Source organism: Pseudoalteromonas sp. J2K-J031 (genome assembly GCF_058197095.2).
This window is the reverse complement of sequence record NZ_CM200279.1, coordinates 3,354,925-3,369,480: the sequence shown is the minus strand read 5'-3', so window position 1 is coordinate 3,369,480 and position 14,556 is coordinate 3,354,925. Positions and strand designations below refer to the sequence as shown.

Here is a 14,556-nt window from a genome sequence, read left to right as displayed (position 1 = left end):
TTAGGATTATTTGGTGTTAATAAGTAGGCTCAACGTATTACCGCCTTTATTTGAGCGATTAAAATCTGAACTCTGGTGGTGTGGGTTTTTATATACTGTATATATCAAAAAAAGTATGAGGAAAATATCTCTGTTAGTGTTGAAAATAGCTGCTTAAGATAGATTTATTGTTCAGTATTGAAGTTAAATTAAGGGGGAGTTTTCTTTTGCTTCAGTATCATATTGTGCTGGGTAAGATACGGTATTTCGCCCTTGTTTTTTTGCTTGATAGAGGTGGTAATCAGCGTCTTCAACTAAAGAACGTTGCTGTTGTTGGCAAGCTTGAGTTGTTGAAATTCCAAGGCTAATGCTGAGAAATTCATGTTCTGATTTTGCGTGTTCAATCGCGAGTGAAAATACAGCTTGCTTTATCAGCTGTGCGACACTGAGTGCCCCTTGTAAGTCCGTATTAGGAAGTAGCACCACAAATTCTTCTCCGCCATATCGAGCAACAAAGTCAATCGGGCGTTTTAAGTTACTTTTGATGGTTGTGGCAACTTCTTTTAAAATATGGTCGCCGTGTACATGGCCATAATGATCATTGAGTAGTTTAAAGTGATCGATATCAATCAGTATCAAAGCATTGCTGCTGTGTTCACGAGCCGCATAGCACTCTATTTTGGTTAAATGATTGTCAAAGTACCTTCGATTGTAAATACCGGTCAACCCATCAACGTATACGAGCTGTAATAACATATCACGTTGTAACTTTATTGTGAGATGCGCTTTAACACGATTTTTAACTGTCATAGGGTTGATAGGTTTTGCAATTAAGTCGATCCCCCCGCATTGCCAGCATGCATTTTCATCTTCTTGTTTTTTAAAGGTTGTCACAAAAATAACTGGAATTTCAGCAGTTAAACTGTTTGCTTTGAGTTTTTGACATGTTTCAATCCCACTCATATTGGGCATTTCGACATCTAAAAGAATTAAATCAGGCCTATTTTTGGCGCAGACTTCAAGGGCTTCTTCTCCGCTTGTTGCAGCAAGCACAGTATAAAGGTCTGATAAAATATCATATACATGCTGGATATGAATTGGCTGATCATCGACGACTAAAACTTTTGATAGGCTCAGGTCGATATCTGCATTTTCATTCAGCAATAAGATGCTCATGTCTGTCGTCCTTCAATTAAATACCTTAATTCCATTAATATTTTTTTTGCTTCTTTGAAGTTTAATTTATTTAGATGCGTAGTTAGCTCATCACATAACTCAGTTGATACGGGTCGTAATGATGTCGAGATCTGTTGAAAGCGGTTGATTGCTTTCATATTAAAGGTGCTGACCTCATCAAATAATAGCTCAAATTCATCCATATCAATTACTTCTTGATTACCCCTATTGACTATAGTCGTTTTATCGGGTGTAGATCCAAGAAGTGTTAAAAGGTGTGAAATAGCCGTCATTGCCGCAGTGTTCGTTTGATTAAACAGAGGTAGTTGCTCTGCAATTAAGCGCTGATCATCTTGATTGTTACCCTGTAATTGATGCTCTAATTTTTTTGCTAATGTACTTAGCGGTGTAAAACCAAGTGTTCCGGCAGTACTTTTTAATGTATGAAAAATAAGTTTGATGGCTTTATGTTCAAGCGGGTGAGTAAGGTCATTAAGTACAAGTTGATATTGCTGTAAGTCGTCCAAGAATAATCTGAGTGTTTTGACATACAGCGGGACTAAAAAATTAAAGCGTGACAGGCTCTGTTTGATATCAATCTTATGTTGTACACACAATCTTAAAACAGCAGGATCGATTTGATAATCAATTGATTGATTGATTGAGGGGGGACTTATTTCACTTTGAGATAAAGTGGCCGCAATAATTCGTTGTACTACTACTTCAAGCTGAAAAGGTTTCCCGATATGCCCATTCATACCTGCAGCTAAGCATTTACGTTTATCATCATCCATTACATTAGCGGTGATCGCTAAAATGGGTAAATCAACATATTTTTCATTCGCACGAATACGGCGCGTCGTCTCGTATCCATCCATATCTGGCATTTGAATATCCATTAAAATCACATCAAAAGGTAATAAGCAGTTTTCTAATTCGTTTAATGCTTGATACCCACCATTGGCGATGATGGTATTTGCGCCTTGGTTATCAAGCAGCATTTTTGCAATGAGTTGATTTGTAGGGTTGTCTTCAACAACTAAAATACGTTTATTTAATAGTGGCTGGTGATGAGGGGGCTGGGTCTTCATCATTGGGCTTTTATGCTGTGAAGCTGACATGGCATCTGAAATAGCATCAAGTAACGTAACACGCGTGACTGGTTTTGATAAAAAGCCATTTAAAATTTGTTTTGTTTCATTGTTTTTATAAGCTAAAACTTGTTTACCATGCGCTGACACCATTATGAGCAAAGGTAGATTATCATCATCGGTATATTGCCTGATTTGCTCAGCCAGTTGCCAACCATCCATTTCCGGCATTTTCCAATCAAGTAATACAAGATCGAATGCAGTTTTTCTCTCTATTGCTTGCTTAAATAATGCTAAACCATGCTCTGGGCTGTTGGCGAGCGTGGCATCACAGCCTAGTAATGCAACTGTATTTGCTAAAATTTCGAGCGAGGTTGGGTTGTCATCAACTATCAAAATATTCAGTTGGTATGGGTTATGAAGTACAGAAGGGGTGGCGGATTGTGCTTTTTGCAGACGCAAAGTGCAGCTAAATGTGGATCCTTCGTGCAATTGACTAATTACATTGATTGAGCCTTCCATGAGTTGTACAAGCTGATTAGCAATTGTTAAGCCAATGCCTAATCCACCATATTGTCGGGTATTGGAGTTATCGACTTGATTAAATAACTCAAAGATTTTAGTTAGTTTATTTGGATTGATACCAATACCTGTGTCAGAGATGGCAATGTTAAGCCAAATCTCATCTATGCTCTTTTGTGAAGTAGAAAAGGCGATAACGACCTCGCCTGAGTGTGTAAATTTAATCGCATTGCCTGCAAGATTTATGATGATTTGTTTTATTTTTTTTGCATCACCATGCAAAGTGAGAGGGACTTCCTTGGTTAAAGAAAAATGCACTTCAAGTGCTTTTTCACCGCACAAAATATTAAGTTGTGCGCCAATCTCTTTTAATAACTCTTCAAAATTAAAGTCTTTATTATCAAGTAGTAAATCACCACGTTCAATCGACGTGAGGTCCATAATATCGTTAATGGTTTCATTGAGGGCTATGACGGAATTTTTTGCCGACGTTAATGTATTTGCTTGCTGTTCAGTTAATTTAGTGAGTTCCAGAATTTGTAGCATGCCATTAATTGCGTGTAATGGGGTGCGCAATTCATGGCTTATATTGGCGATAAAATCAGTTTTTATTTTGCTGGCTTTGTCGGCATGATCAAGCGCAAATCTAAGTTCATCTTCTTCTTGGAGTCTTTCAGTAATATTTTTAGCAGCAAAATAAATTACAGTTTTTTTATCGACAGTCAGTACGCTGGCTGAAATCAGCGTTGGGATTAACTCACCTGCTGCTGTAATAAAGTTTCGTTCACATGTTATTCGGTTATTTCTAATAATTCTTTCTTTGATGTTTTTCCATGTTTCTTTTGGTTCAAACTGTAATAAATTTTGCACAGCTAATGAATTAAATTGCTCATTATTATAGCCAAGGGCTAAGCAAGCATAAGGGTTTGAGAGTAATATTTTGCCAGTTTCATCAAACCATAAAAGAATATCTTGTGAGGTATCCAGTGCCGCATTTACTAATGAAATATGCCGCTCAAGAGAGCGCTTTTCAGCTAAGTCTTCGGCAATAATTAAAAAGCCTTCAGGTTCAGAGCGTTCATTTAAGATATGAGAGATTGTCATGTTAACCGGAACGATGGCCCCTGTTTGGGTATAAAATGATCCTGCAACAGATCGATTTTGTTGGCTTAACTTAAGTTTTATCCAGCTTAAAAAGGATTCGAGTGGCGGGGTTTCATCTTGCTTAATCAAAGAAAGCAAACTCTTGTTTGATAATAGTGCCTCTTCAGAAAAACCAAATAAATGAATGGCGCTTTGGTTAAGCAGTGTTATATCACCGTATTGGTTAGTTGCTATGATGGCACTTTGCGTGCTATTTAACACACTTTTTTGGAAGTTAGATTTTCGTTCTAGTAATTGGGTTTGTTGAGCCACTTTATTTTCTAGCTGCTGATTATGTTGCTCTAGCGTGTTGTGTAAACGTCGTATGGCGGTGACATCAGAAATACTAATCGTCGCGCCTATAAATTCAATGCCGCGCATTAACGGCATAAAATTTAATAATAAAAAAGTGTCCGAATCTGTATTTTCGCCAGTGTATGTAAATGGAATGCTTTTAACCGCCTCCCCTCGGGCAATTTGTTTATAATAGGTAATTAATTTATCACTTGAGATAAAAGTACTGAGCCAGTTTATAAGGGGTTTGTTTTTGGCATTGACGTCAGAAAAGTGAAATAACTGATCGGCAGCTTCATTCCAATGCAAAATTGTAAACAGCGGATCGACTCCAATAATGCCTTCTGATGCATTTTTTACCACAGCTTCGTAGCTCAGTTTATGTTTAATTGTTTCAACTCGCCTTGTTATCAGCAGCGCAAAGAAAAAACCAAATAATAATATCGCGGTTGTAAAAACCAATACTTGAATTTTTATTTGCTTGGGATTGCGATAATTCAAAGATGCAATAAATGCATCGCTTGGTGAAATGGCGACTTCCCATTGACGGCCATATAGGTTAATTATTTTTCGGACTGTAAACCTATCATTTACCTGTGTGGATGCATCATTTTGATAAAATAGCGTGGCTTCGTTGATGTAAATATCGGAAATATCAATAGTAAATTTTTTATTGTTATTGGCTACCACATCAATAATTTCATTGATGAGTAAGGGGCTATAAACCCAGCCTGCCACGACTTTTTGTGTTAGATCGTCTTTAAAAAATGGTAAGAGTAATAAAAACCCATGCAGCTTATGTTGATTAGCTTGCACTAATGTAATTGGCCCAGTCAGTTGCGGTACGCCAGATGCCGCTGAGTTAATTGCCGCTAAGCGTCGGTTACTCTCAGAGCCAATGTCTAGTCCTACCGCTTGTAAATTATTCGCTTCGGGTTCTATGTATTGAATGATAAACAATGGATCTTGAGGGTTATCAAGTTGCTTTAATTCAAATTCACCGTTTCGTTCGGCGCGGGCTGAAGTTAAAAAGGTCGCTAATTCTGCTTGCGATACTTTTTTTATAACGCCAAAGCCCCGAGCTCCAGGAAACTCCTTTGTGTAATCTCGGCTTTTAAAATAGGTTAAATGGGTTTGATAATTGAAATTATTAATACCCATAGCATGAATACTGGCCCTAAGGCCTTGTAAACTATATTCATAACGAAGGAGAGCTTCTTGCACATTGAGACTAATTTGATTGAGTTCAAGGTTAATTCTGTGTTGTAAGTCAGAATTGTTGTTTTTTTCAACCACGCTTGCTAAATGAAACGCACTGTAAATGCCCGAAATGAAAACAATGATAAAAAAAAGAAAAAACCATTTCGCAGTGGTGGTAAAAAATTGAATGCGCATTCCGAGCATTGTTAATCCCTTTTGAAGCAAGCAAATAATATTTAACCTGAGCTCTGGATAATAAATTTATCTCCTGCGGCCACTTTCAACGCTAACCGCGTTGAATTTACTTACAATAGGCCAGCTATTGACGCGTAAATTCGCCTTGTTATCCTTTAAAAGTTTCCGACTACAGACTTGAAAAAACATTTACCAATTCAATATCAATACGTTAGTAAATCTCTTAACCAAAGCTCAGGTTATTTAGCTGGGTTGTGTTAAAGCATAGTTACTTTTGGACCTAAACTACTTTTATTTTAATTATCAACTAATATTATTTTTCTAAAATACTTTTATATTAAACAGATAATTAACAAATTCAATATCGATGAGGAAAGAGCAATTGTTATTTTCAAATTTAGCAAAACAACCCAATAGTGTTTTGATTATTGATGATTCGGCTCAAAATATTTTATTTCTTCAAGAAGTATTATCGGATATTGCGACTATTTATTTTGCTACAAATGGCCACGATGGTTTGGCTTTAAGTGAGCAACTGCAACCGAGTTTAATTTTATTAGATATTGAAATGCCTCAACTTGATGGTTGGCAAGTGTGTCGTCAACTTAAAGACAATGCTAAAACCAGAGACATTCCGGTTATTTTTGTTACCAGCCATGACGGTGCTGATATTGAGCTACAAGCATTTGAAACGGGCGCCATTGATTTTATTACTAAACCGTTTAATTCCGCCATTTGTAGATTAAGAGTACAAAATCAATTGCAGCTGTGTACGCAAGCTAAGCTTATCAAGCAAACACAGGAAGAATTAAATCATTTGGTGAAGCAAGTTCCAGTATTAATCACTTATTGGGATACGCATTGGCATCAGGTTTTTTCTAATGATCAAACTGACCAGTGGTTTAAACACCAAGGGGTGGTGGGGAAAAATTTACACATTACTACCTATTTTCCTGATGAGCTGGTGGACTCAATATTGGTGCGTGCCGAAGGTGATGAGTGTATTGATGGGCAATATATTATTGAATTATATGAACAAGACGAACCTCGTTTTTTAAACGTTTTTTTATCGACTATGATGCAAAATGGGCATTGCATCGGGTATTTGGTTACATGCATTGATATTTCCGAAGCTAAATTAGCTAAAAAAGCACTTCATTCAGAAAAAGAGCGGTTACGGGTTACGCTCAATTCGATAGGTGATGCGGTCATTGCATGTGATACCGAAGGTCAAATTACATTTATGAATCCCATCGCAGAGCGAATGACTGGCTGGCGATTTCGTGATGCGCAAAACCAAAAAATAGAAACGGTAATGCGACTTCGTGATGCGATGAACAAATCTGAGATGAGAAATCCGCTCTATCTTGCGCTTCAAGAACAACGTGTTGTCGCTATGGCTCTTAATTGTGAGCTAGTGTCGCTTAATGGGCAGGTTTTTTCAGTTGAAGATTCTGCCGCACCGATTAGGGATGAAAGTGGCGAAATCATTGGCGCCATTATGGTTTTTCATGATGTGAGTGAGGCGATGGCAATGGCACTTAAAATGAGCCATCTTGCGAATCACGATCAATTAACTGATTTACCTAATCGTATTTTACTGCAAGACCGTTTGAGTGTTGCCTTGTCGAGTGCCCGTTCGGAGCATCATAAAGTAGCTGTAATATTAATTGATATCGACCATTTTAAATATCTGAATGATACATTGGGGCATCAGCAAGGCGATGAGTTGATTTGTTTGATGGCAAAAAGAATTAAACGTATTTTACCCGATGTACTTACGATTGCTCGTTTAGGAGGGGATGAGTTTGTTGTGGTCATGGATGATATTCAATCATTAGATTATGTTGCCAATCAAGCGCTCAATCTGGTTGCATCAATGCATGAGCCTTTTCAATTGGCGAGAGAGCATTACAGCGTGAGCGCAAGTTTAGGTGTGAGCATTTTTCCAGATGATGCGACCGATGAAGAGCAACTGATCCGTCATGCTGACGTTGCTATGTATCGGGCTAAGCAGGAGGGACGAAACCGATTTTGTTTCTTTTCAGATGAATTAGAGCAGCGTTTGTTGCAGCGCCATGCACTTGAGATACAGTTGCGAGAGGCGATTAAACAGAACTCGTGTGTTGTTCTCTACCAGCCAAAATTTAATTTATTAACCAAAGAAATCGTTGGCGCAGAGGCTTTAGTGCGTTTACTTGGTACTAATGGTGAGTTGATTTCGCCTGCGGAATTTATTCCATTAGCAGAAGAGTCGGGCTTGATTATTCCTTTAGGTCGCCAAGTGCTGTTTAAAGCATGTGAAGAAGCCAGTAAATGGCACTCTTTGGGGGTTCATATTCAGGTGTCAGTCAATGTTGCTGCGCAGCAGTTTTCAGATCCAGACTTAGAGCACCATATAAAAAGTGCGTTACTGGCAAGTAAATTACCAGCCTGTTACCTAGAGCTTGAAATCACAGAAACTGCCTTGATGGGTGATGTGGTGACAACTCAAATTGTACTTGAAAAGCTCAAAGCATTAGGTGTTCGAGTGTCGATTGATGATTTTGGTACCGGTTATTCTAGCTTGGCTTATTTAAAGAAATTTACCGTTGATGTAATGAAAATTGATATGTCATTTGTAAAGGATATGTTGGTTAATCAACACGATCACGAAATTGTAAAAACGATTATTACATTGGGACAATCGATGAATTTAGTGTTAGTGGCTGAAGGTGTGGAAACTGAGGCTCAGCTCACCGCGCTTGCAGAGCTTGGTTGTGAGGTAGGGCAAGGTTATGTATTTAGTAAACCTGTGGCTGATGATGCATTTATGGCTTTGTTAACAATACCTAAATAACTAGCTTTAAAGAGAGTGCTTATCTAAATGGACTTAAATTACATCTTAAGGTTTCGTAATAATCGGTGGCTCCCCTTTATTGGTATTGGCATTATTTTGTGTTTATGTGTCAGTATTTATTTCATTTACAGTGTGTATGCCAAAGAGCAAATAGCAGAGCAGCATCGCGCGTCATTGCTAAAAATAACAGAAACGTCACTGTTAACTCTTGAAAGTAATGTTGCTAAAAGCCGAAAAAAGGTGCAGTTTTTACATTCAACACCACCTGTTATGGGAATTAGTCGAGCATTTAATCATGGCGGTATTGACCCTTATGATGGTACGACAACCAGTCAGTGGATTTCTCGATTACAAACTATATTTTCAGCCTTTATAGAAGCCAATCCTGAAATAAGGCAAATACGTTATATTAGTCGTCACAACCAAGGCAAAGAAGTGATTCGAGTAGAGCGCAGAGAGGGCCGCGTTACGATCACCCCAAGCGAGTTATTACAAAAAAAAGGAGATACTGATTACTATCAGGCCATTACTCAGCTACATCCAAGTGAAGATTACCTTTCTGATATCACGCTAAATCGAGAGTATGGTGTCATCGAAAATCCCCTCTGGCCCACCTTTAGGGTGGCAAAGCCGGTGTTTGATGATAATTATCAGTTTTTTGGTTTTATCATCGTCAATATTGACGCGTCACAGTTGCTCAATGATCTACAGCAACAATTCGAGCACTCCGCTTTTGAACTTTATATTTTAAATACGCAGGGTTTTTTTATTTTACCCCCAAAACCTTCGTTAGGGTTTGGTTTTGATTTAGGCAATCCTGATGCAACATGGCAAAACGTTACTGAAAAAAGTGAAATACCAGACAGTGATACTATTCATTTGGTTAATTTTTTACAGCAAAGTTATTGGATGGTCGGCAATAAAGCCGTGTTGTCGACGCGAGAGCAGCGTTTTTTATATGTAATAGGCGCATTATCAACCCAGAAGGTTGAGCAGCTTTGGCTGCAACAACGAGGTGCGGTAATTGCTCTGATAATTGCTATTTTTATGATTTTCAATGTGTTTATTTTTGGTTATCAAAAGTATTTAAATAAACTCTTGTCGCTTTATGATAAAAACTCCCGATATGAAGCAATTGTTGCAGGCTCTTTAGATGCCATTATTAATGTCACCAAAGAGGGAGAGCTCCTAAATTGGAATGAATCTGCAGCTTATTTATTTGGCTTGCGAGATGGCGATAAAATACATCGAAAATTTGCAGATATTATTTTTAATGATACCACTGAGTCGCTTAATAATAGTGTGTTAGCGCGCATCATAGAGCAAAAAGAACCAGAGGTTTTTGAGCTTGAGGGGGTGAATGCTGCAGGAGAAGCTAAGACTTTAAGTGTTACTTTATCGCCAGTCTTTTCTCAAAATCCAGCCATAACGGCTTCTGTCGCTGCGTTGATCCGTGATATTACAGAATCGCGAATAAACGAAATTAAAATACATACAATGAATGAGTCTTTAGAGCGTCAAGTTGTTGAGCGTACTCTTGAATTAAAGCTTGCAACAGATCAGGCTTTGGCTGCGAATCAGTCTAAAAGTGCTTTTGTGGCTAATATTAGTCACGAAATAAGAACGCCCTTAAATGGTATTGCAGGGATGATGGCTTTGTTAGAGCGTGAACAGCTCTCAGATAAACAGCTCAGTTATTTAAATATGGCTAAAAGTAGTGCATCGACATTAACCATATTGATTAATGATTTATTGGACTTGTCAAAGATAGAATCTGGCAAATTAGATATTGAGCTTGCTTCTTTTGATGTGATTAAAACCATAGGCGCGGTGATGAGTTCAATGGCACTACGTTGTGATGAAAAAGGGCTGGAATTACTGTTTGACTGGACGCAGATTGAACACGAGTTGTTGATTAGTGATGCGTATCGCCTTAAACAAATTTTGGTCAATCTAATTGGCAATGCCATTAAATTTACCGCTCAAGGGCATATCAAAGTGACCGCCAAAACAATCGCTCTTGGAGATGAAGATCACCATGTTCAGTTAGAGGTAGCGGTGAAGGATAGCGGTATCGGTATTACCGCTGAGCAACAGAGGAAGTTATTTCAACCCTTCATTCAAGCGCACAGTGGCATAGCAAAAGACTTTGGTGGGACAGGGTTAGGTTTGTCAATATCTCAGCAATTAGTGAAATTATTGGGGGGTGATATTTCGCTGCACAGCGAATCGGGTCAAGGGAGTACGTTTAGGTTTACCATTAAGGCGCAATTACCTGATGATGAACAGTCGACTTTGCACTCACCGCTATTGTTAGGGCGAAAAGTGTATGTGCTAAGTGATAAAAAGAATGCAAATGATATTTTGCAACGTCAATTAGGGTTTTGGCAGGCTGAAGTAGGTTGTTTTGGAAGTTGGTCTGAGTTCATTGAGCAAAACGATAGTCTATTACCTGACTTACTTTTGGTGGATGAGTTATTCACTCAAAAACCTTTATTTGATTGGCTAAATGGTAATGAAGTAAAGGGCAAAACAAAACTGATTATAATGGAGCGTGCGACGGCGAGTCGTGGCTTGGATTTTTGCCAAGAAAATTGCGCCTCAATTAACTATCCCGTATTACCTGAGCAGCTTTTATACACTTACAATAAGCTCAGTAAAATATCAAAGAACCGAGAAGCACTTATTAATAACGCAGCTCAAACCAATCAACTGAGTCATCGCTACTCGGTGTTAATTGTTGACGATAATGAAATTAATCGTGTAGTGGCGGTTGGCTTATTGGAACATTTACCGTTAGAGATAACGTGTGCTGAAAATGGACAAAAAGCATTGGATTTATTAATGCAGGAGCAGACAGCGCAATTTGATCTTATTTTAATGGATTGCCAAATGCCTGTCCTTGATGGCTTTGAAACAGCCAGACGTATTAGGCTTGGGGAGGCAGGGGGCTACTATCAAAAAGTGAGTATTATCGCGATGACAGCGGGTGCGATGTCGGGCGATAAAGATGCTTGTATTCAAGCGGGTATGGATGATTTTATTGCAAAACCAATCGATCCAATTACTTTTGAGCAAAAAGTCCTCGGTTGGTTGTCTCAAAAGGAGGCTTAACAGCGTGTGTATCAAAATTTGCCCAGCTTCGTACGAAGCTGAGCAAAAATAAAGCTTTATAATGCGGGTTTGCAGCCTATAGCCGAAACAGCAACTTTTTCCGTACCCGTTTCACTTGATTGTAAAAAGCAATTTTTACCATCGGTCAAGAGTGATAATTTTAATGCCTGACCTAAGTCGCGCCCCATTATGGGTAACCCTCGTTCATCTTTTATCACAGCACGTTCAATTAATATGTCACTTGTTTGGCTAAATGCGTTATCGGCAATTGTGATATCGCGATACAGCAGGCTTTTAATTGCTTGCTGTAATTGCGCTTTAGATGCAGGGGTTATACTCGTTACAACAGCCGGTACTAGCTGAGTTTTAGCTTGTTGGCAACCCGTTACAAGTAGCAAGGTGCTGATAAGTGAGGGCCACAGCCATTTGTGTGTTATTGCGCTCATTTACTCACCTGCTCAATAACAGGGGTGCTGATTTTATTCTCAAGCAAAAATGATTGATAGCGAATATCAAATACGCTTTGACTATCGATTGCTGTCGCAGGTTTCGGTGCTGTTTTTAATTGAGGGTTATTAATTGGGCAGCTACCAGTTTTAATATATGTGAGTGCGCCATTTAACAGTCCTTCAGTGGGGTCGCCAAGTAATTTACTGAAATCATCGTTTATTGCACAGCCTTTGATTTCATCATCAAATACTGGGGTTGCTTTGGGTTTAAAACCATCAGCGTAATCACCAAATCCTTTGTCGTTAATACCTGAAAATTGAATGGTAAAGTATGTCATCGAGCAATTATCAGTTGGGTAAAAACCATAAGGTTTACCACATGTTTGCCCGCCGATTTGAATGACTTCGACATCGATCCCACGCAGTCCATTAATAAACGCTTCACTGGCTGAACAAGTATTAGCGGTAGTGAGTACAAATACGCGTGATAGCGCCAAAGTCGGTAAGTCAGCAGTGGTTGCCTTACCAGCGACATAATCAATTTTAAAGTCATAAAAAGGAGTCGGTTGTAATGCGCGCCCAGTTACTGGGTCGGTATTTGGATATTTATCATTAAACAGTGTTTTTTCAAATACTCGGTTTTGGGTCGCGTTATCACCTGCAACCATAAAAGCCAGTTGTGATGCCATTGCAAGTAGGCCACCACCGTTATAGCGTAAATCCACCACAAGCTCTTTGATATTGGCATCAGAAAATACACTAACGGCATCAATCAAGCCATTTTGCGCCTTAGCAATATGAGCATTAAATTGCACATAGCCTACTTTTCCTTTATTAGTATCAATCACTTTGGCATTTTGTACTGGGCTTGAGTCAACTTCAGCAGCGACTAAACTAAATTGTTCGCTTTGCCCTTCACGGTTGATAAATGTGAGCTCATGAGTATCCCCAGAGGCACTGCCAAAGAGCGCTTTATTGAGTTTATCGACCCCTTCAGATGTACCATCATAAATAAAATCAACCCCATCAACGTGGGTTAATTTATAGCCGCGCTCAATTCCAGCAAGTGCTGCAGGTGAATTAGGCTCAACATAGGCAATTTTAAAATCACGCGGTGGCGAGGTTTTTGTCACTGACCATTCAATGCCGTATCCCGAAACAACACCAGATTGAGTCTCTTTTTTATAATCGGCTGTCTCTCGGGAAAAATGAAATTGATCTTTTTTAGCTCCCGACTCGATAGTCGCGGTGGTTTTTAGTTGAGCAAAATATTGGGCGACCGTGAAATTAGCAGGATCATTATCGGGTAATTCGCGATACCACAAGTAAGTTTCATTGCTCCAGCTACGCAACCACATTTTTTCATGCTGTTGGCTGCCGGATTTATCGGGATACGGTCTATTTTGATTATAAGGATCGTTACCTGTACGAGGGTTTTGGCAAAAATGAGCAAAATTGGTGGCAGGCTGAAAGCTTCCTGGCGTCCAAGCAACGGAATTGGTTGTTGGAGTTTGCGGTGTTTCTGTTTCATTATTACCGCCACGACTTCCGCCACAGCCGCAGAGTGCGATAATAATCGATGAAAGCAATGAGGTAGTGACTGTTTTTTTGCCCAGTAACATAATAATCCCTAAAGAATGTTGTTGTTTTGAGAACATATCAAATTGGTATAGCGCGAGCAATTAAGAGTTTATTGCATTTTAGAATTAAAATATTAGACCTCAATGGCCATCAGCGTTAGGGCTAAAAGCGTATATTCACCTTTCTTTACATTTAGTTAATCTAAAACCCATTTGAGCCAAAAATTAGATAGGTTAAATGGCGCTCTGCGTACAAAAAAACATCAAAAGACTTCTTTTTTAGTATCTCTCCACTTTTTTCCACTTAATTCATGAGGTTCGCTAGAGGCCTTATTTTTTCTGGCTTAGCAGGGCGATTTTCACTTTTTGATTGCTTGACAAATTGGCTTGTCAAGCCCTAAACTGTACTTTCGTGGTAGGATGTGGGTAAAAGTGGATCTTTTAGGATCAAATAATAATAAATTGGACCTGTCTATGTTCCGTGGTGCGTTTTCAATCAGTCTTGACGATAAAGGGCGCTTGGCCATTCCGACCAAGTACCGCACTTTGCTGCAAGCAGATTGTGATGGCCAAATGGTTTGTACGGTAGATTTACAGCAGGCTTGTTTATTACTTTATCCATTAAGTGAATGGCAACTTATTGAAAGTAAACTACTAAAGCTTTCAAATATGAATCCACATGAACGACGAGTTCAACGCGTATTATTAGGCAATGCCATGGATTGTCAGGTTGACAAAAATGGTCGAATTTTACTTTCGGCACCGCTAAGAGCGCATGCTGGTTTGAACAAAAAATTGATGCTGGTAGGCCAATTGAACAAATTTGAAATTTGGGATGAAGATAGCTGGCAACAACAAATGCAGGCAGATATTGCCCAAGAGCAGCAAGGTGATTTTGAATTAACAGAGCGCCTACAAGACTTCTCTTTTTAATATTTGAATTGAATCGAAAAACTTATAAATAAGGCTTACAA

General features: G+C 38.8%; 7 protein-coding genes. 3 read left to right on the top strand and 4 right to left on the bottom strand.

Annotated features, from left to right (window positions below):
- Nucleotides 1-183: 183 nt before the first annotated feature.
- Both AC3KZC_RS15345 and AC3KZC_RS15340 read right to left on the bottom strand, forming a co-directional pair.
- Nucleotides 184-1,155, bottom strand: a complete 972-nt coding sequence (locus tag AC3KZC_RS15345) for a diguanylate cyclase (protein ID WP_490577787.1) — start codon at nt 1,153-1,155, stop codon at nt 184-186.
- On the bottom strand, nt 1,152-5,609 hold the full coding sequence (locus AC3KZC_RS15340; RefSeq protein WP_490577786.1) for a response regulator: 4,458 nt from the start codon (nt 5,607-5,609) through the stop codon (nt 1,152-1,154). Before AC3KZC_RS15340 ends, AC3KZC_RS15345 begins: the two co-directional genes overlap by 4 nt.
- A gap of 373 nt (nt 5,610-5,982) precedes the next feature.
- Between AC3KZC_RS15340 and AC3KZC_RS15335 the strand changes: the two genes are divergently transcribed.
- Nucleotides 5,983-8,439, top strand: a complete 2,457-nt coding sequence (locus AC3KZC_RS15335; protein ID WP_490577785.1) for an EAL domain-containing protein — start codon at nt 5,983-5,985, stop codon at nt 8,437-8,439.
- A 27-nt stretch (nt 8,440-8,466) separates the two neighbouring features.
- Complete coding sequence (locus tag AC3KZC_RS15330) at nt 8,467-11,553, top strand: ATP-binding protein (protein ID WP_490577784.1); 3,087 nt, start codon at nt 8,467-8,469, stop codon at nt 11,551-11,553.
- Between the two features lie 56 nt (nt 11,554-11,609).
- Here the strand turns inward: AC3KZC_RS15330 and AC3KZC_RS15325 are convergent, their stop codons facing one another.
- Nucleotides 11,610-11,999: a hypothetical protein gene (locus AC3KZC_RS15325; RefSeq protein WP_490577783.1), complete on the bottom strand. Its 390-nt coding sequence runs from the start codon at nt 11,997-11,999 to the stop codon at nt 11,610-11,612.
- Entirely contained in the window at nt 11,996-13,624 is a 1,629-nt protein-coding gene (locus AC3KZC_RS15320; protein ID WP_490577782.1) for a S41 family peptidase, read from the bottom strand. Before AC3KZC_RS15320 ends, AC3KZC_RS15325 begins: the two co-directional genes overlap by 4 nt.
- Nucleotides 13,625-14,056: 432 nt before the next feature.
- On the opposite strand from AC3KZC_RS15320, the gene mraZ reads away from it, so the two are divergent.
- Complete coding sequence (gene mraZ, locus AC3KZC_RS15315) at nt 14,057-14,515, top strand: division/cell wall cluster transcriptional repressor MraZ (protein WP_490577781.1); 459 nt, start codon at nt 14,057-14,059, stop codon at nt 14,513-14,515.
- Nucleotides 14,516-14,556: the final 41 nt, after the last annotated feature.

Bases quoted from the DNA above. Each gene is read 5' to 3' on its own strand.
- AC3KZC_RS15345 (WP_490577787.1), bottom strand. From the start codon at position 1,155: ATGAGCATCTTATTGCTGAATGAAAATGCAGATATCGACCTGAGCCTA.
- AC3KZC_RS15320 (WP_490577782.1), bottom strand. From the start codon at position 13,624: ATGTTACTGGGCAAAAAAACAGTCACTACCTCATTGCTTTCATCGATT.
- mraZ (WP_490577781.1), top strand. From the start codon at position 14,057: ATGTTCCGTGGTGCGTTTTCAATCAGTCTTGACGATAAAGGGCGCTTG.
- AC3KZC_RS15340 (WP_490577786.1), bottom strand. From the start codon at position 5,609: ATGCTCGGAATGCGCATTCAATTTTTTACCACCACTGCGAAATGGTTT.
- AC3KZC_RS15325 (WP_490577783.1), bottom strand. From the start codon at position 11,999: ATGAGCGCAATAACACACAAATGGCTGTGGCCCTCACTTATCAGCACC.
- AC3KZC_RS15330 (WP_490577784.1), top strand. From the start codon at position 8,467: ATGGACTTAAATTACATCTTAAGGTTTCGTAATAATCGGTGGCTCCCC.